This window comes from Micromonospora sp. NPDC048835, assembly GCF_040649995.1.
Taxonomy (GTDB): domain Bacteria; phylum Actinomycetota; class Actinomycetes; order Mycobacteriales; family Micromonosporaceae; genus Micromonospora.
In genome coordinates this window covers 19,613-36,942 of sequence record NZ_JBEZGM010000029.1, presented here as the reverse complement: position 1 = coordinate 36,942, position 17,330 = coordinate 19,613, and the positions used below count along the sequence as shown (strand labels likewise).

General features: G+C 71.8%; 17 protein-coding genes. All 17 read right to left on the bottom strand.

What is annotated here, in order from left to right; genetic code table 11:
• Window positions 1-28: 28 nt before the first annotated feature.
• Entirely contained in the window at window positions 29-385 is a 357-nt protein-coding gene (rplS, locus tag AB0C15_RS27035; protein WP_030335223.1) for a 50S ribosomal protein L19, read from the bottom strand.
• A 143-nt stretch (window positions 386-528) separates the two neighbouring features.
• Window positions 529-1,302 (bottom strand): tRNA (guanosine(37)-N1)-methyltransferase TrmD, encoded by a 774-nt coding sequence (gene trmD / locus AB0C15_RS27030; RefSeq protein WP_357356485.1) that lies wholly within the window; start codon window positions 1,300-1,302, stop codon window positions 529-531.
• Window positions 1,303-1,313: 11 nt separating this feature from the next.
• Entirely contained in the window at window positions 1,314-1,922 is a 609-nt protein-coding gene (gene rimM / locus AB0C15_RS27025; RefSeq protein ID WP_357356483.1) for a ribosome maturation factor RimM, read from the bottom strand.
• Window positions 1,922-2,182, bottom strand: a complete 261-nt coding sequence (locus AB0C15_RS27020; RefSeq protein WP_172862164.1) for an RNA-binding protein — start codon at window positions 2,180-2,182, stop codon at window positions 1,922-1,924. The genes rimM and AB0C15_RS27020 overlap by 1 nt, the downstream gene beginning before the upstream one ends.
• Entirely contained in the window at window positions 2,157-2,648 is a 492-nt protein-coding gene (rpsP, locus tag AB0C15_RS27015; protein WP_357356481.1) for a 30S ribosomal protein S16, read from the bottom strand. Before rpsP ends, AB0C15_RS27020 begins: the two co-directional genes overlap by 26 nt.
• 229 nt (window positions 2,649-2,877) lie before the next feature.
• Complete coding sequence (locus AB0C15_RS27010; protein WP_357356479.1) at window positions 2,878-3,525, bottom strand: DUF402 domain-containing protein; 648 nt, start codon at window positions 3,523-3,525, stop codon at window positions 2,878-2,880.
• A 14-nt stretch (window positions 3,526-3,539) separates the two neighbouring features.
• Entirely contained in the window at window positions 3,540-4,946 is a 1,407-nt protein-coding gene (gene proS, locus AB0C15_RS27005; RefSeq protein ID WP_357356477.1) for a proline--tRNA ligase, read from the bottom strand.
• 293 nt (window positions 4,947-5,239) lie between these two features.
• Window positions 5,240-6,319, bottom strand: a complete 1,080-nt coding sequence (locus AB0C15_RS27000) for an amidohydrolase family protein (RefSeq protein WP_357356475.1) — start codon at window positions 6,317-6,319, stop codon at window positions 5,240-5,242.
• Window positions 6,320-6,337: 18 nt separating this feature from the next.
• Window positions 6,338-6,916, bottom strand: a complete 579-nt coding sequence (locus AB0C15_RS26995; protein WP_357356473.1) for a Uma2 family endonuclease — start codon at window positions 6,914-6,916, stop codon at window positions 6,338-6,340.
• A gap of 67 nt (window positions 6,917-6,983) precedes the next feature.
• The gene (gene ffh / locus AB0C15_RS26990) at window positions 6,984-8,537 is read right to left on the bottom strand and encodes a signal recognition particle protein (protein ID WP_357356471.1); all 1,554 of its coding nucleotides are present in this window, start codon (window positions 8,535-8,537) and stop codon (window positions 6,984-6,986) included.
• Window positions 8,538-8,646: 109 nt separating this feature from the next.
• The gene (locus AB0C15_RS26985; protein WP_357356469.1) at window positions 8,647-9,303 is read right to left on the bottom strand and encodes a response regulator transcription factor; all 657 of its coding nucleotides are present in this window, start codon (window positions 9,301-9,303) and stop codon (window positions 8,647-8,649) included.
• Window positions 9,300-10,463: a sensor histidine kinase gene (locus AB0C15_RS26980; protein ID WP_357356467.1), complete on the bottom strand. Its 1,164-nt coding sequence runs from the start codon at window positions 10,461-10,463 to the stop codon at window positions 9,300-9,302. The genes AB0C15_RS26985 and AB0C15_RS26980 overlap by 4 nt, the downstream gene beginning before the upstream one ends.
• Before the next feature lie 307 nt (window positions 10,464-10,770).
• Window positions 10,771-13,101: a [protein-PII] uridylyltransferase gene (locus AB0C15_RS26975; protein WP_357356465.1), complete on the bottom strand. Its 2,331-nt coding sequence runs from the start codon at window positions 13,099-13,101 to the stop codon at window positions 10,771-10,773.
• Between the two features lie 10 nt (window positions 13,102-13,111).
• Complete coding sequence (locus AB0C15_RS26970) at window positions 13,112-13,450, bottom strand: P-II family nitrogen regulator (protein WP_172862163.1); 339 nt, start codon at window positions 13,448-13,450, stop codon at window positions 13,112-13,114.
• Window positions 13,451-13,475: 25 nt separating this feature from the next.
• Window positions 13,476-14,888, bottom strand: coding sequence for an ammonium transporter (locus AB0C15_RS26965; RefSeq protein ID WP_357356463.1), 1,413 nt, complete (start codon window positions 14,886-14,888; stop codon window positions 13,476-13,478).
• A 276-nt stretch (window positions 14,889-15,164) separates the two neighbouring features.
• Window positions 15,165-16,028 (bottom strand): aminoglycoside phosphotransferase family protein, encoded by an 864-nt coding sequence (locus AB0C15_RS26960; RefSeq protein ID WP_354943395.1) that lies wholly within the window; start codon window positions 16,026-16,028, stop codon window positions 15,165-15,167.
• 6 nt (window positions 16,029-16,034) lie between these two features.
• The gene (gene ftsY / locus AB0C15_RS26955; RefSeq protein ID WP_357356460.1) at window positions 16,035-17,216 is read right to left on the bottom strand and encodes a signal recognition particle-docking protein FtsY; all 1,182 of its coding nucleotides are present in this window, start codon (window positions 17,214-17,216) and stop codon (window positions 16,035-16,037) included.
• Window positions 17,217-17,330 lie beyond the last annotated feature (114 nt).

The following is a 17,330-nucleotide window of genomic DNA, read 5'->3' as shown; positions in this document are numbered from 1 at the left end:
CAGCTCGGGCGGCGTGGCGAGCGGGAAGTCAGCTGGGCTGCTTCTCCCGCTTCTCCTTGATCTTGGCCTTCTTGCCGCGCAGCTCGCGCAGGTAGTAGAGCTTGGCGCGACGCACGTCACCGCGGGTCACGACCTCGATCCGGTCGATGCCCGGGCCGTTGAGCGGGTAGGTCCGCTCGACGCCGACGCCGAAGCTGACCTTGCGGACCGAGAAGGTCTCGCGCAGACCGTCACCCTGGCGGCGGATCACGACGCCCTGGAAGATCTGGACACGGGACCGGTTGCCCTCGACGACGCGGGCGTGCACCTTGACGGTGTCACCGGCTCGGAAGTCGGGAAGGTCGGTCCGCTTCGACTGGGCGTCAAGGGCGTCCAGGATGTTCATCGCTGCGTCCTCGTAAGGCTCACGGCGCACCGTCACTCGGTGCGCGGGTGGGTGATTCTGATTCCCGGGTGGTGATCGGCGGACCGACCCCGGTCGGGGATCCTCGCAGCCGACCGCGGGCGCGGACGGATGCGGCAACCCCCCTACTTTGCCACATCCCTCGGCGGAGGTTGAAATCCGGCCTGGTCCAGGGCCGCGATGTCCCGTTTGTCGAGCCGATCGGGGGGCAGCGCCGCCAACAGGTCCGGACGGCGGGCGGCGGTCCGCAGCAGACCCTCCTCGCGCCGCCAGCGGGCGATCCTGCCGTGGTCACCGGAGCGGAGCACCTCCGGCACGTCGTGCCCACGCCAACTCGGCGGCTTGGTGTAGATCGGCGCCTCCAGCAGCCCGTGCGCGTGCGACTCCTCGTCGAGCGAACCCGCGTTGCCCAGCACCCCGGGCAGCAGCCGGGTGACCGCCTCGAGCAGCACCAGGACGGCGACCTCGCCGCCGAAGAGCACGTAGTCACCGAGCGAGACCTCGGTGACCGGCATCCGGGTGGCGGCGTGCGCCAGGACCCGCTGGTCGATCCCCTCGTAGCGGCCGCAGGCGAAGAGCAGGTGCGACTCGGCGGCCAACTCGTGCGCCATCGCCTGGGTGAACGGGGCACCGGCGGGCGACGGCACCAGCAGCCGGGGCGGCGGGGCGTCGACAGGCGCGAGGGCGTCGAGTGCCTCACCCCAGGGCTCCGGGCGCATCACCATGCCCGGCCCGCCACCGTAGGGGGTGTCGTCGACGGTGCGGTGCACGTCGTGCGTCCAGGTCCGCAGGTCGTGCACGGCGAGTTGGAGTACGCCGTTGGCCCGCGCCCGTCCGATCAGCGACAGGTCCAGCGGGGCGAAGTACTCCGGAAAGATCGACACGACGTCGACGCGCATACGGGCTGGTCCTAGAGGTCGAGCAGTCCGGCTGGCGGGTCGACGATCACACGTCCGCCGGCCAGGTCGACCTCCGGGACGATCGCCCGGACGAACGGGATCAACGCGGTACGCCCCTCGGGCCGCCGCAACACCAGCAGGTCGGACGAGGGCGCGTGGTCGATGCGGGCGACTTCGCCGAGGCGTTCGCCGGCCGGGGTCACCACGGCCAACCCGACCAACTGGTGGTCGTGGAACTCCTCCGGGTCGTCCGGCGGGGCCACGTCGGCGCTGTCCACCACGAGCAGCGTCCCGCGCAGCGCCTCGGCGGTGTTGCGGTCCAGGATGCCGTCGAATGCGATGAGCACCCGGCCCTGGTGGAAGCGGGCTTCCTCGATGGTCAGCTCCGCGGGCACCTGGAACGGCGCCCCGGGCTGATCGGCGGGAGGAGGGGGCGTCGCCCCCGGTTCGGTGCGCAGCACGGCGTTACTCGGGGCCGCAGTCGGGGGCGTCGCCCCCGGTACGGTGCGCAGCACCGTACCGGGGGCGAACCGTGCCTCGGGCTCGTCGGTCCGCACCTCCACGGTGACCTCACCACGGACACCGTGCGGCTTGCCGATCCTGCCGACGACGAGCTGCATCAGTACGAGTCGACGATGTCGACGCGAACCCCGCGGCCGCCGATGGAGCCGATCACCTGGCGCAGCGCCTTGGCGGTCCGGCCGGACCGCCCGATCACGGTGCCGAGGTCCTCGGGGTGCACGCGGACTTCGAGCCGCTTGCCCCGACGGGAATCGACCATCCGCACCCGGACGTCATCCGGGTGGTCGACGATGCCCTTGACCAGGTGCTCCAACGCCGGACGCAGTGGCATGTCAGGCCTGCTCACCGGCGTCGGCAGCGGCCGGGGCCTCGGCCGGAGCCTCGGTCTTCGGCGCGTCGGTCTCGGCCGGAGCCTCGGCCTTCGGGGCCTCGGCAGCCTTGGCGGCCTTCTTGGCCGGCTTCGCCGGGGTCTCCGGGGCGAGCCCGGCGGCGGCCTTCGCCTCGGCCTCGTACGCCGCCTTGCGGTCGGTCCGCTCCGCGGCGACCTTCAGCGGCGGCGGGGCCGGCAGGCCCTTGTACTTCTGCCAGTCACCGGTCAGCTCCAGCAGACGCTGCACCGCCTCGCTCGGCTGAGCGCCGACGGACAGCCAGTACTGGACCCGCTCCGACTTGACCTCGATGATCGAGGGGTCTTCCTTGGGCTGGTAAACCCCGACGAACTCGATCGCCCGACCGTCACGCTTGGTGCGCGAGTCGGCGATGACGATGCGGTACTGCGGGTTGCGGATCTTGCCCATCCGCAGGAGCCGGATCTTTACGGCCACAGTTGTTTCGCTCCTGTTGCGATCTCACCGGCCCAGGCGGGCGGTGTGCATGGGTGAGCGCCGACCGGACCCGTGGGGTTGGGCCGGAGACTACTCGGTGGACTGGCGACGTGCCCGGGTTAGAGGGCGCCGGACGCGCGCCGGATACCAGCGACCCATTCTGCCAGATCCGCTGCCGATCTTCCGCATCGGACCCGGACAGCGCGGCGTCGGTGACCTGGAACACCGCTCAGCGCACCGGCGGACGATCCCACCCCGGGGGCAATTGGTCCGGTACGCCCCAATCTGGGGGTGGAGTGAAGTCGCACCAGGTGCCGTCGAACGGGAACTCACCGGCCTCGGCGAGCGCGATCACCCGCTCCCCCTCGGCGCGGACCGCCTTCTCGTCGGTCACCCAGTAGTGCTCCGGAAAGGCGAGACGCTCGACGAACTCGTCCTCGTCCTTCCACTCCCAGCTCAGGTCCGGGCGTACCACCACGTCGAGATCCTGGTCCACCATGTCGACGCCGGCCACCGGGCCGTCGTCCCAGCGGACACCCGGCTCCTCGAGGTTGACGTACCAGTGGGTGAACCGGCCCTGCGCGTCACGGAACCACCAGACGGAGTGCGCCGCACCGGTGGGCAGGAACTTCAGCAGCGGCGGACCGTTCCAGCGGCCCTGCGCCAACCGGTACGTCGGGGTGACCCAGTCGGCGAACGGCACCGCGCGCATGGTCACGCCCGCCTCGTTCACCTCGTGGGCCACCGGCGAATCCTGGGCGATCCACACCAGCAGCCCGCGATCGTCGTCGCTGACCACACGGGCCGGCCGGACCCACCCGATCCGGCCGTGCCGCACGTTCCGGTGCATGATCAGCCGGCCTGGTGCGAAGCGCACCACCGTCCTACGCCTCAGTAGGCGCGGGCGAGGATGGCGACCAGATCGGGCTCGTCCTCCGAGTCCGGCACCGAACCGTCGGCCCGCAGCAGGCAGCGCACCGTGACGCCCTGACCGTTCGCCTCCGCCTCGCCGGCAACGCCGACGGCCGACCACGGCACCCGTGCCCAGCCGTTCGCGGCGGCCTCGATCGCCTCGGCCAGGGTGGCCACCTCCACCGTGCGCGACTCGCGGTTGGCCAGCGCCTGGTCGTGCAGCAACTGCTGGTCGGCCTCGAGGGCGGCCAGCACCGCGGCGACCACGTCGGCCACCGGCGTCGGAGACTTCGAACCGTCGGCCCGACGCACCACCGTGGCGTTACCGACAGCCAGGTCACGGGGGCCGACCTCGACGCGTACCGGATAACCGCGCAGCTCGGCGTCGACGGCCCGGCGGCCGAACGCGGTGTCGGTCCGGTCGTCGAGCGCGACCCGGACACCGGCGTCGCGCAGGCCGTCATGCAGCTTGGCCGCCGCCTCGCCGACGCCCTCGCCATCCTTGACGATCATGACGTACGCCTGGATCGGCGCCAGCCTCGGCGGCACGCGCAGGCCGTTGTCGTCGCCGTGCGCCATGATCAGGCCGCCGAGCATCCGGGTGGACGTGCCCCAGGAGGTGGTCCAGGCGTGCTCCCGGCCGCCCTCCTTGGAGGAGTAGCTGATGTCGAACGCCTTGGCGAAGTTCTGACCCAACTCGTGGCTGGTGCCCAGCTGCAACGCCTTGCCGTCACCCATCATGCCTTCGCAGGTGTACGTGGCCGTCGCGCCGGCGAAGCGCTCACGCGCCGTCTTCAGGCCCACCACCACCGGAATGCCGATCACGTTGACCATCAGGTCCTCGTACGCCTCGTGCAGGATCCGCCGCGCGTACGCCCGGGCGTCCTCACGGGTGGCGTGCGCGGTGTGCCCCTCCTGCCAGAGGAACTCGCTGGTACGCAGGAAGATCCGCGGGCGAAGCTCCCACCGGACCACGTTCGCCCACTGGTTGAGCAGCAGCGGCAGGTCCCGGTACGAGTCGATCCACTTGGCCATGAACTCGCCGATGACCGTCTCGCTGGTCGGACGCACCACCACCGGCTCGGCCAGCGGCTTGCCACCACCGTGGGTGACGACCGCCAGCTCCGGCGAGAAGCCCTCGACGTGCTCGGCCTCGCGCTTGAGGTAGCTCTCCGGGATGAAGAGCGGGAAGTACGCGTTCTCCGCACCCGCCGCCTTGATCCGGGCGTCCATCTCCGCCTGCATACGCTCCCAGATCGCGTAGCCGGCCGGGCGAATGACCATGGTGCCGCGAACCGGGCCGTTGTCGGCCAGCTTCGCCTTGGCGATCAGGTCCTGGTACCAGCGGGGGAAATCCTCCGCACGGGGAGTGAGCACGCGTGCCATGACCGCACATCCTATGCGCCACGCGGGCGGACACCGCGTCCGGGAGTCGCCACCCCGTACCGTGCCGCCCTCCGCGCCAGCACCAGACCACTTCCTCATTGGGCGGGCCATGATCACGACCCACCCCAAGATCGCGCTCGATCCCGGATGTAGTGGTGTCCCTCAACGCCAATGCCACTGCATCCTGGTTCGAGCACGATCTTGGGCCACCGAAACGGCACAAGCACCCCGACGGCACGGCCCAGCGCACGCGGCGCAGCACAACGCACGCCGGCGCGGAACTCCCCCGGGGGTCAGCGGATGACGCGGCCGCGGAGGATCGTGCGGGACGGGGCGCGGACGACGCGCAGGTCGCTGCGGGGGTCTTCGGGGTAGACGGTCAGGTCGGCGAGGCCACCCTCGACCAGGCCGGGGAAGCCCAGCCACTCGCGGGCGCCCCAGGAGGCGGCGGCAAGTACGTCGATGGGTGCCATGCCGGCCTGTTCGTGCAGCAGCAGCATCTCCTCGGCGGCGAGCCCGTGGTCGATGCCGCCGCCGGCGTCGGTGCCCACGTAGATCGGTACGCCGGCCTCGTGCGCGGCGCGCACCACCTCGGGGAAGCCGTCGCGCAACGCGAGCATGTGGTCGGCGTACCCGGGGAACTTGCCGCGCGCCTGTTCGGCGATGCCCCCAAAGGTGGCAATGTTAATCATTGTGGGGATCAGCGCGGTGCCCTGGCGGGCCATCTCGTCGATGAGGTCGAGGCTGAGCCCGGTGCCGTGCTCCACCGAGTCGACGCCGGCCCGCACCATGATCTCGACTGCCGCCTCGGAGAAGGTGTGCACGGCGGCGCGTACCCCGGCGTCGTGTGCCGCTCGCACGGCGGCGGTGAGGGTGTCCGCGTCCCAGGCCGGCGCCAGGTCGCCGACGCCCCGGTCGATCCAGTCGCCGACCAGCTTGACCCAGCCGTTGCCGGCTCGCGCCTGGGCGGCCACCGTCGCGGCCACGTCGGTGGCGTCGACCTCCACGCCGATGTCGCGCAGGTAGCGCTTCGGCGGGGCGACGTGCCGGCCCGCGCGGGCAAGTCGGGGCAGGTCCGGCTCGTCGTCGAGTTCGGGGTACGGGTACGGCGAGCCGGCGTCGCGGATCGCCAGCACCCCGGCGTCCCGGTCGGTGTGGGCCAGTTCGCGGGCCTGGTCGAGTGCGGTGATCGGGGCGCCACCTCGGGCGATGCCGATGTGGCAGTGCGCGTCGACGAGCCCCGGCAGCAGGAAACCGCCGTCGACGACGGTCTCCGCGCCCGGCACCGGGGTGAAGGTCACCCGGTCGCCGACCAGCCAGAGGTCCCGGACCTCGTCGTCGGGGAGCAGCACGCCGCGCACATGAAGAGCCATGCGCACAGTCCTACCCGATCACTCCCCGTCGGGGGCGAGCAGGTCGTTGTTCCGAGCGGTCAGGGCGGGCAGGTCCACGGAGACCTTCCACGGGTGCTCGGTGACGAAAAGGTCCTCGGTGTGCGCGACCTGCTCGTACTCGCGCTCCGCGCCGAGGGTGTACTCGGTCAGCGTGACGCGCTCCTGCGACGGGTCCACCACCCAGTAGGACCGGATCCCGGCATGTGCGTAGACCTTCGCCTTGTCGTACATGTCGCGGAAGTTCGAGGTCGGCGAGACCACCTCAACGGCGAGCAGAGCGTCCTCGACCGGCAGCGGGCTCCGGTCGGCGTGTCCCCGCCGGACCACCACCACGTCGGGGCGAGGCTCATTGCGCCGGTCGACCCGCATCGACAGGTCGATCCCGACCTGAAACTCCCGCGGGCAGTTGATCCGAAGCGCGAGCAGCAGCTCGACACACATGTCCTGGTGCAACAGAGTGGGCGACGGCACGATCAACCTTCCGTTGATCAGCTCGTACGGAAGGCCCTTCGGCAGGTCACCGAGGTCGTCGACCGTCCACTCGTGCCGTTCGGGCACGATCGGGGTTGCGGTCATGACATCTCCTTCAGGGGGCGACATCACCCTAAGCGCCGGATCAGTCGCCCACCGTCACCGACACACGTCAGCGCGGGCCCTTGTCGCCGCCCTTGCCGAGCTTGTTGAAGTCGATCTTCGGAAGCTTGAAGCCGGGCGGCAGGCCCTGGCCGGCAGCGAGGTCGTTCGGGTCCATCCCCGGCGGGAGCTGCGGCATGCCACCGGGGAAACCGGCAGGCATCCCGGCTCCGGTACGCGGCCGACCGCCGCCCTTGGTGCCCTTGCGCTTGTTCTTCGGCGACTTGGTCGCCTTGCGCCGGCCGCCGCCGGGCAGGCCCATCATGCCGCCCATCTGCTTCATCATCTTCTGCGCGTCGGCGAAGCGGTTGAGCAGTTGGTTGACGTCCATCACGGTGACCCCGGAGCCGTTGGCGATGCGCGCCCGGCGGGAGCCGTTGATGATCTTCGGGTTGGTCCGCTCGCCCGGGGTCATCGACCGGATGATCGCGGTGACCCGGTCGAAGTGGCTGTCGTCAAGCTCGGCGAGCTGGTCCTTCATCTGCCCCATGCCGGGCATCATGGCCAGCACGTTGGCGATCGGACCCATCCGCCGCACCGCGATGAGCTGATCGAGGAAGTCGTCGAGCGTGAACTGCTCGCCGCCCATCAGCTTGGCGGTCATCTTCTCCTTCTGATCGGAGTCGAAGGCCTGCTCGGCCTGCTCGATCAGAGTGAGGACGTCGCCCATGCCGAGGATCCGGCTGGCCATCCGGTCGGGGTGGAAGACGTCGAAGTCCTCCAACTTCTCACCGGTGGAGGCGAACAGGATCGGCTGCCCGGTGACCTCGCGGACCGACAGCGCGGCACCACCACGGGCGTCGCCGTCGAGCTTGGAGAGCACCACACCGGTGATGCCGACGCCGTCGCGGAACGCCTCGGCGGTGCGGACAGCGTCCTGACCGACCATCGCGTCGATGACGAAGATGACCTCGTCCGGCGAGACGGCGTCGCGGATGTCGGCGGCCTGCTGCATCATCTCGGTGTCAATGCCGAGCCGGCCGGCGGTGTCGACGATGACGATGTCGCGGGCGGCGCGCTTGGCGTGCTCGATCGACGCGCGGGCCACCTGCACCGGGTCGCCGGTGCCGTTGCCGGGCTCCGGGGCGTACACCTCGACGCCGGCCCGACCACCGAGCACCTGGAGCTGCCCGACGGCGTTGGGGCGCTGGAGGTCGGCGGCGACAAGCAGCGGCTGGTGCCCCTGGCCCTTGAGCCAGCGGGCCAGCTTGCCGGCGAGGGTCGTCTTACCGGAACCCTGGAGGCCGGCCAGCATGATCACCGTGGGCGGCTGCTTGGCGAACTGGAGCCGTCGCCCCTCGCCGCCGAGCACGTTGATCAGCTCTTCGTTGACGATCTTGATGATCTGCTGGGCCGGGTTCAGCGCCTGGGAGACCTCGGAGCTGCGCGCCCGCTCCTTAACGGCCGCGATGAAGCCCTTGACCACCGGCAGCGCGACGTCCGCCTCCAGCAGCGCGAGGCGGATCTCGCGCGCGGTGGCGTCGATGTCGGCGTCGGTGAGCCGCCCCTTGCCGCGGAGCTTGGTGAAGATCCCGGACAGGCGGTCACTCAAGGTGTCAAACACGCGAACATCCCGTTTGTCAGTGTTCCGGCGGGCACAACGCGGCCGGCACTGCGGAGTCCGGCCACCGCTAGGGTAGCCGCCCGGCCGCAGGGCCGCTGGCGGCCCGGCCTCACCCCGCAACCAACCCTGATTGGTACGCGAAGACGACGAGCTGGGCCCGGTCCCGGGCTCCCAGCTTGCCCATCGCCCGGCTGACGTGGGTCCGCGCGGTCGCCGGGCTCACCACGAGCTGCGCGGCGATCTCCTCGTTGTTCAGGCCCTCGCCGACCAGCCCGACGACCTGGCGCTCCCGGTCGGTCAGCGCGTCCAGCCGGGGGTGCGGGCGGAGCACCCGGGACGGCCGGGTGGCGAACTCCCGCACCACCCGTCGGGTCACCGAGGGCGACAGCAGCGCCTCCCCCTCGGCGACCAGCCGGATCGCCCGCAGCAGTTCGGCCGGCCTGGTGTCCTTGGTGAGGAACCCGCTCGCCCCGTGCCGCAGCGCGTCGAAGACGTACTCGTCCAGCTCGAAGGTCGTCAGCACCACGACCCGCGTACCGGTCAGGTCGGGGTCGGCGACGATACGGCGGGTCGCCTCGATGCCGTCGATACCGGGCATCCGGATGTCCATCAACACCACGTCCGGCCGCTCCCGACGGGCCAACTCGACCGCCCGCAGCCCGTCGGACGCCTCGCCGGCGAGCGCCAGATCGTCCTCGCTCTCCACGAGCGCGCGCAGCCCAAGTCGGACCAGGTCCTGGTCGTCGGCGATCAGCACCCGGATCACGACGTCGGCTCCACGGGCAGCCCGGCGTACACCCGGAACCCGCCGCCGGTGCGCGGCCCGGTGGTCAACCGGCCGCCAAGCGCGGCGACCCGCTCCCGCATCCCGGCCAGACCGTGCCCGCCCTCGTCGCCCGCCTGCCCCGTCCCGGTGTGTGCCACGGCCACCCCCCGGTCGGTGATCTCGACGGTCACCTCGTCCGCCCGGTAACCCACGGTCACCTCAGCGCTCGCCACCCCCGCGTGACGCAACACGTTCGTCAACGCCTCCTGCACCACCCGGTACCCGGCCAGATCCACCGCGGCGGGCAACTCCCGGGGCTCACCGACCACGCGCACCTCGACCGTGAGCCCCGCCCCGGCGAGCCGGTCACGCAGGGCGGGGAGCCGGGCCAGGCCGGGTACCGGCTCACGCTCGGCGCCCCGCCGCACCGCCCCCAGGGTGACCCGCAGCTCGTCCAGCGCCTCGCGGCTGGTCCGGCTGATCGCGGTGAGCGCCACCTCCGCCTGCTCCGGCCGCTTCGGCAGCAGGTGCAGGGCGATCTCCGCCTGCATGCTGATCGCGGCGAGCCCGTGCCCCACCACGTCGTGCACCTCCTGAGCGATGCGCAGCCGCTCCTCGTCGGCCTGCCGCCGCGCCTGCTCCGCACGGCTGCGGGCCTCTTCGGCACGGGTACGGGCGGCGGCCTCCCGACTCACCCGTGCCACCACACCCACCGCGAACGGTACGACCACCCAGGCCGACGCGGGCAGCACTCCGGTCCAACCCGGCGCGGGCCCCCGACCGAAGAAGACATGCGCCGACAACACGACGAACGCCACACCTGTGGCGACCGCCGCCGGGCGCACCGGCAGCCACACCGCGACGGTGTACACCGAGATCAGGAACGTGACCAGAATCGGCCCGTACGGGTAGCCGGCCAGCAGGTACGTCGAGGTGGCCACGGTGACCACGGCGAGGGTGACGACCGGGACACGCCGCCGGACCAGCAGGGCCAGCGCGGCGACGGCGATCAGCACCCGACTGGCCGCGTCCACCGGCCTCGACCCCGGCTGGTTCTCCCCGGCCAGACCCGTGGCGAGCAGCCCGAACCCGAGCAGCACCAGGGCGAGCGCGGCATTCGCCGCCACCTCCGGCCACCGCCACTGCCCGCCTCGTCGCATGGCCGTCATTCTGCCCGCGCCGACGCCGCCCGACGTGCGCCCACGAGCGACACCGCCCATACGCCCCCAGACGTACCCCCGCCCCGCCGAGCCTCGTCGATCTTGCACTTTGTGTTGTCGAGATACGGCTTTTGCGCGGTATGCAGGGACACAAAGTGCAAGATCGACGCGGTTGTGGGGCGGGGGCGCGTGGAGAGGGCGCGGAAGGGCGGGAGGGCGGGGAGGGCGGGGAGGGCGGGAGGGGGCCGGAGAGGGCGGGAGAGTGCGGGAGGGGGCCGGAGAGGGCGGGCGGGGCGGGAGGTAGGGGTTAGACGGCGGCTAGGACCGCTGCTTCGAGGCGGGCCCGGGTGGCGTCGTCCGGCCAGCCGCCGACCAGATAGAAGGCGTCGACCACGTCGGCGCCGAGGGTGGAGATGCGGGCCGCGCGGACCAGGGCGCCGGCCTCGTCGAGCGCACAGGCCACCCGGTAGAGCAACCCGGCAGCGTCGGCGGCGCGCAGTTCCAGCAGGACGGCGTCGGTGGCTGCCTCGCGGTGCCAGACCACTCGTGGCGCCGCGCCGGCGGCACGGCTGGCGAGCGCACGGCCGCGCAGCCGTTGGTTGACCGACACGTCGCCGGCGACCGCCCGACGCAGGTCGGCGCGGAGCGGGACCGGGTCCGCCGGTAGTCCGTAGCGGGGCTGCACCCGGCACTCGACGAGGGCCCGGCCGTCGACGGCGGAGGCGTCCGCGGAGATCACCTCCAGCCGGTGCAGCGCCAGGCAGCCGGCCACCGTGGCGAGCAGACCACGCCGGTCGGCGGCCGCGACCGACACCCGGTCGCCGGTCAGGTGGACGACCGGCAGCGGCCCGGCCAGCAGTGCCGGGTCCGGGGCGGGCGGTTCGGGGAGTACGCCGGTGTCCAGCGCGGTGCGAACCCGGGCGACCAACTCGGCGACGAGTCGGCCCTTCCAGTCCGACCAGGCCGCCGGGCCGGTCGCCGCCGCGTCGGCGCGGACCAGCGCGTGCAACAGGTCGAGGGTGCCGGTGTCACCGACCGCCTCGGCCACCGAGGCGATGGTGACCGGGTCGGCCAGGTCCCGGCGGGTGGCCACGTCGGGCAGCAGCAGGTGCAGCCGGACCAGCTTGCCGATCAGCTCGACCTCCGGGGCGGGCAGACCGGCCCTGGTGGCCACCGCCTGGGCGACCGGCACACCGACGGTGCTGTGGTCGCCGGGGAGACCCTTGCCGATGTCGTGCAGGAGCGCGCCGAGGAGGAGCAGGTCCGGCCGTTCCACCTCGCGGGCGTGCCGGCTGGCCTCGTGGGCGGTCTGCACGAGGTGTCGGTCGAGGGTGAAGCGGTGCACCGGGTTGTGCTGGGGCAGGCTGCGCAGCCGGGTCCACTCGGGCAGCCAGCCGTCCACCAGCCCGTACCTGTCGCAGGTCTCCCAGGCCGGCACCAGACCGGGGCCGGCGCCGAGCAGGGTGACCAACGCGGCCCGGGCCTCGGCCGGCCAGGGGGCGGGCAGCGGCGGGCAGTACGCCGCGAGCCACTCGCAGGTGGCCCGCGCGATGGGAATTCGGGTGGTGGCCGACGCGGCGGCCACCCGCAACGAGAGGCTCGGGTCGGGGCGCGCCCCGATCGCCGTGCGGGCGAGCACCAGCTCGCCGTCGTGCTCCACCACGTCACGGGCGACCGGGCGGCGAGCCGGGCGGCCGTTCCCGACCCGGGAACGGCCGGAGCGCAGCCGGTCGGCGGCCCGGAAGGCGTCGTGCAGGGCGTGGCTCACCGTGCGGGCGTCACCGGCGACCCGGCGCAGCAGCGCGTCGCCGTCCTCCACGACGGTGCCGGGACGCCGCGCGGCCTCCGACGCACCGGGTTGGGGTTGCCGCAGCCCGAGGAGGGCCGCCACTCCGTCACGTTCCTGGGCGACCAGCCGGTCGACCCGTCGGCCGACCTGCTGGTGCAGGGCGTCGCGGGTGTCCAGCAGGCGCAGGTGGGCGGCGCGTACGGCGGGACGCAGCGCGTCGGTGATGCCGGCGGCGGAGATCGCTCGCAGCAGCCCCACGTCGCGCAGACCACCGGCGGCCTCCTTGAGGTCGCCCTCCAGCAGGAACGCCAGCTCACCGTGGGCCTGCCAGCGGGCTTCGGTGACCTCCCGCAGGCCGGTCAGGTGTCGGACGGCGGTGCGCCGCCAGTGGTCGGCGGCGGTGCGGATCAGCGCGTCGGCAAGGGCCTGGTCCCCCACGACCAGCCGGGCGTCGAGCAACCCGAGGGCCACCTTGACGTCGTCCTGGGCCACCGACAGCGCCTCGGCGACGGTGCGTACCGAATGGTCGAGCCGAAGGCCCGCGTCCCAGACCGGGTACCAGACCGAGGCGGCCAGCTCGTCGGTGCCGGGCACCCCGGCGTGCACCAGCACCAGGTCGAGGTCGCTGTACGGAGCGCACTGCCGCCGACCCAGCCCTCCGACGGCCAGCAGCGCCACGCCCTCCCGGGCCGGCAACAGCCCGCGCAGGAAGGTGTCGTACGCGGCTGCCCGTTCCTGCCGGGCCGCCTCCCCGATTCCCCCCGGAACCCCGACGACCTCGTTGATCAAGAGCTTCGCGCCACCGTCGTCGCCGTGCCCTGACGCGTCCTTCTTGATCAACGAGGTCATGTCGTCGTGGTCAGAGCGCGTCGAGGCCGCGTTCGCCGGTACGTACCCGGACGACCTCTTCGACACCGGTGACCCAGACCTTCCCGTCACCGATCTTGCCCGTGCGGGCCGCTCCGACGATGGCGTCCACCACCTTGTCGACGTCGATCTCGTCGGTGAGCACCTCGACCCGGATCTTGGGCAGGAACTCGACCGTGTACTCGGCACCCCGGTAGACCTCGGTGTGCCCCTTCTGCCGCCCGTACCCCTGAACCTCGCTGACGGTGAGCCCGGCCACCCCGAGGGCGTGCAGGGCCTCCTTCACCGCGTCCAGTTGGTACGGCTTGATGACTGCGGTCACCAGCTTCATGTCCAACCCCTCCATCCCAGGAACGTTAACCGGCGACCTTTTCGCTTACCGGCTCGGCGGGCTCCGCCTCCGGCTTGGCACCACTCGTCGCGCCGCCACCGGGGGTGCCGATGCCGGCCATCGCGAACGCGCTGCCCGTGCCACCGCCGGCCGGGGACAGGTCGTAGCTGCTCTCGGCGTGCTCGCCGATGTCGATGCCCTCGACCTCCGCCTCGGCCTTGACCCGGAAGCCGATCGTCTTCTCGATGACGAAGGCGAGCACCCAGGCGATGCCGAACGACCAGGCGGTGACGATCAGGCCGGCGAGCGCCTGCCGACCGAGCTGGGTCACGCCGCCGCCGTAGAAGAGCCCGTCGGAGGCACCCACCACGTCGCTGATGGCGGCGTTGACCGAGTTGGTGGCGAACAGGCCGAGCCAGAGCGACCCGATCCAACCACCGACGAAGTGCACGCCGACGACGTCGAGCGAGTCGTCGTAGCCGAGCTTGTACTTGAGGCTGACGGCAAGCGCGCAGACGGCGCCGGCGACGAGGCCGAGCAGGACGGACGCCCACGGGGCGATGAAGCCACAGGCCGGGGTGATGGCGACCAGGCCGGCGACGGCGCCGGACGAGGCACCGACCATCGTCGGCTTACGGTCCTTGACCCACTCGACAGCGATCCAGCCGAGCACCGCGGCCGCCGTGGCGAGCTGGGTGTTGATGAAGGCGAGGCCGGCGACCGAGTCGACGGTCAGCTCGGAGCCGGCGTTGAAACCGAACCAGCCGAACCACAGCAGACCCGCACCGAGCGCGACGAGCGGAATGTTGTGCGGCTTCATGCCCTCGCGCGGCCAACCGAGCCGCTTGCCGAGCACCAGCGCCACGGCCAGCGCCGCCGCACCGGCGTTGATGTGCACCGCGGTGCCACCGGCGAAGTCCAGCGCGTGGATGTCGGCGCCGATGATGCCGCCGCCCCACACCCAGTGCGCGACCGGGAAGTAGACCAGGGTGGCCCAGCCGAAGGCGAACAGCAGCCAACCGGCGAACTTGGCCCGGTCGGCGATGGCACCGCTGATCAGCGCGACGGTGATCACCGCGAAGACCATCTGGAAGGCCATGAACACGTAGAGCGGGACCCCGATGCCGCTGGGGTTCTCCGCGGTGGCACCCCACAGGTCGGTTTCGGCGAGGAAGGTCTTGGTGCCGAGGTACGCGCCCGGGTCGCCCCAGAAGCCGTTCACGTCGGTCCCGAAGGCGACGCTGAATCCGTAGAACCACCACAGAATAGAGATGAGCCCGATAGCCGAGAAGCTCATCATCATCATGTTGAGTACGCCCTTGGCCCGGTTGAGGCCGCCGTAGAACAGCGCCAGTCCGGGGGTCATGAGCAGCACGAGCGCGGTCGAAACCAGCAGCCACGTGGTATTGGCGCCGTCGATCGTCGGTGCTTCAGGCACGCTGGCCTCCTAAAGGGTGAAGTCCTCCTTCGCGGCTTTCCGGGGCAGCGTCGCCCGTAGGCCGGTTGCGCGGAAGCTTCGCGGCCGGCTGTTTCACTTTGGGTCCCGTGCGGGTTTCCGTTTCGTGACGGGTTGTTTCGGACGTGTCACGAACTCCGCACAGTCAGCAGCATGGACGATTGTGGATCGACCGGACGGCGAACGTCGATGGCTGACCGGCCAGACGCATCGACCGGTGCGCCGGACGGGCCTGACCGGGCATCGACCGACGGACGCTCAGCGGAGGGCGTTCTCCAGAGTGTGCCGCTCGTAGTCGAGCAGCCGCAGATCGCGCATCGGGCGACGCAGGTGGCCCTTGTGCACGATCCGGACGAACGCCGGCTCACCGGCGGCGGCCATCCGGCGGATGCCCTCCACGTGGTCCACGATCCGCTTGCGGATGGTCCGGATCAGCCGGTGCCGGTCCCGGGGGATCAGCCCGTACGCGTCGGCGAAGAGCCGGAGGCGGCGGGGCCGGTCCGGGTGCTTCCAGCCGAGCGTGATCGAGTCGCGGTCCGCGAAGATCGGCACCCAGGTCCAGGCCGCGTACGCCACGTCGTAGATCCGTGCTCCGGGCGAGGCGAGGTCGAAGTCGATCAGCCCGAGGGTGCCGTCCGGACGCCAGATCACGTTGTGTGGCGCGGCGTCGTGGTGACAGATCACCTCGGTGTCCGGCGGTGGCGGCCCGAACGAACGCCAGACCGCCGCCTGCGGAGGGGTGAAGCCGTACTGCGCGTCGTGGAACATCCGCAGCATGGTGGCGACTGTGACCAGGGCCTCGTCGGTGACCCAGTGCGGGGCGAGCGGGTACTCCCCGCACTCCCCCTCCAGGTACGACAGCACCTCACGGTTGCGTTCGTCCATGCCCAGTGCCCGGGGCGCGCCGGTGAACCCCACGTACTCCAGGTGGCGCAGCAGCGCGTGCACGGACGGGGTCCAGGGTCCGGCGTTGCGCCGGACCGTGTCACCCACGCGGACAACGGTGCTCACGTTGCCGCCGTGCAGCGGGATCTCCTGCGAAGTCACGTACGGTCTCCCGAGGCGCTGCGAGGCATGGCCGGGGTCGCGCCAGCCCGCGTACGCGCGATCGTCAGTGGTCACCCGAGACTACGCGTCCCGGCCGGTGGCCTCGGTCCCGAGCAACGCGTCGACGAACTGCGCCGGGTCGAACGGGGCCAGGTCGTCCTTGCCTTCGCCGAGCCCGATCAGCTTCACCGGGATGCCGAGCTTGCGCTGCACGGCGATCACGATGCCGCCCTTGGCGGTGCCGTCGAGCTTGGTCAGCACCACGCCTGTCACGTTGACCACCTCGGTGAAGACCCGGGCCTGCTCCAGGCCGTTCTGCCCGGTGGTGGCGTCCAGGATGAGCAGCGTCTCGTCGATCGGGCCCTGCTTCTCCACCACACGCTTGACCTTGCCCAGCTCGTCCATCAGGCCGATCTTGTTCTGCAGGCGGCCGGCGGTGTCGATGAGCACGGTGTCCACGCCGGTGTCGATGCCACGCTTGACCGCGTCGAAGGCGACGCTTGCCGGGTCGGCGGCCTCCGGCCCCCGGACGGTCTCCGCACCGACGCGCGAGCCCCAGGTCTCCAGTTGGTCGGCCGCCGCGGCCCGGAAGGTGTCCGCCGCGCCGAGCAGCACACTGCGCCCGTCGGCCACCAGCACCCGGGCGATCTTGCCGCAGGTGGTGGTCTTGCCGGCGCCGTTGACGCCGACGACCAGGACCACTGCGGGCGCGCCGTCCTTGGGGGCGGTCCGCAGCGAGCGGTCCAGGCTCGGGTCGAGCGCGTTGACCAGCTCGGCGGCGAGCAGTGCCCGCAGTTCGGCGGCGGACCGGGTGCCGAGCACCCGGGTGCGCTCGCGGAGCCGGTCGACGATGTCGCGGGTGGCGTCGACGCCGACGTCGGCGGTGATCAGGCTGTCCTCGATCTCCTCCCAGACGTCCTCGTCGAGGTGGTCGCGGGCGAGCAGGCCGAGCAGCCCCTTACCGAACACGTTCTGTGATCGGGACAGCCGCGAGCGGAGCCGGACCAGCCGCCCGGCGGTCGGCTCGGGGACCTCCACCTGCGGTTCGAGCACCGGCGGCGGCTCGACCAGGACGCCGGTGGACAGATCGGACTCCGGGGCCTCGACCGGCGGGCCGGCGAGATCCTCCTCGGCCCTGGTGTCGACCTCGGTGCGCGGTAGCGGGGGCTCGGGCCGCCGCCGCAAGCGCGGCACGACCAGCCCGACTGTGCCGGCGATCAGCACACCGAGCAGGACCAGAGCGAGGACGAGATATTCGGCCATGCCGGAATCCTGTCAGATGCCGGCGACGGCGTCCCAGCCACCGCACCCCGAGCGGTGCCCGGAGTCTCCGCACCGCACCCGGCAGGTGCCCGGAAACCGGCGGTAGGCTCGCGC

Bases quoted from the DNA above. Each gene is read 5' to 3' on its own strand.
- rplS (WP_030335223.1), bottom strand. From the start codon at position 385: ATGAACATCCTGGACGCCCTTGACGCCCAGTCGAAGCGGACCGACCTT.
- trmD (WP_357356485.1), bottom strand. From the start codon at position 1,302: ATGCGCGTCGACGTCGTGTCGATCTTTCCGGAGTACTTCGCCCCGCTG.
- rimM (WP_357356483.1), bottom strand. From the start codon at position 1,922: ATGCAGCTCGTCGTCGGCAGGATCGGCAAGCCGCACGGTGTCCGTGGT.
- proS (WP_357356477.1), bottom strand. From the start codon at position 4,946: ATGGCACGCGTGCTCACTCCCCGTGCGGAGGATTTCCCCCGCTGGTAC.
- AB0C15_RS27000 (WP_357356475.1), bottom strand. From the start codon at position 6,319: ATGGCTCTTCATGTGCGCGGCGTGCTGCTCCCCGACGACGAGGTCCGG.
- AB0C15_RS26995 (WP_357356473.1), bottom strand. From the start codon at position 6,916: ATGACCGCAACCCCGATCGTGCCCGAACGGCACGAGTGGACGGTCGAC.
- AB0C15_RS26980 (WP_357356467.1), bottom strand. From the start codon at position 10,463: ATGCGACGAGGCGGGCAGTGGCGGTGGCCGGAGGTGGCGGCGAATGCC.
- AB0C15_RS26975 (WP_357356465.1), bottom strand. From the start codon at position 13,101: ATGACCTCGTTGATCAAGAAGGACGCGTCAGGGCACGGCGACGACGGT.
- AB0C15_RS26970 (WP_172862163.1), bottom strand. From the start codon at position 13,450: ATGAAGCTGGTGACCGCAGTCATCAAGCCGTACCAACTGGACGCGGTG.
- ftsY (WP_357356460.1), bottom strand. From the start codon at position 17,216: ATGGCCGAATATCTCGTCCTCGCTCTGGTCCTGCTCGGTGTGCTGATC.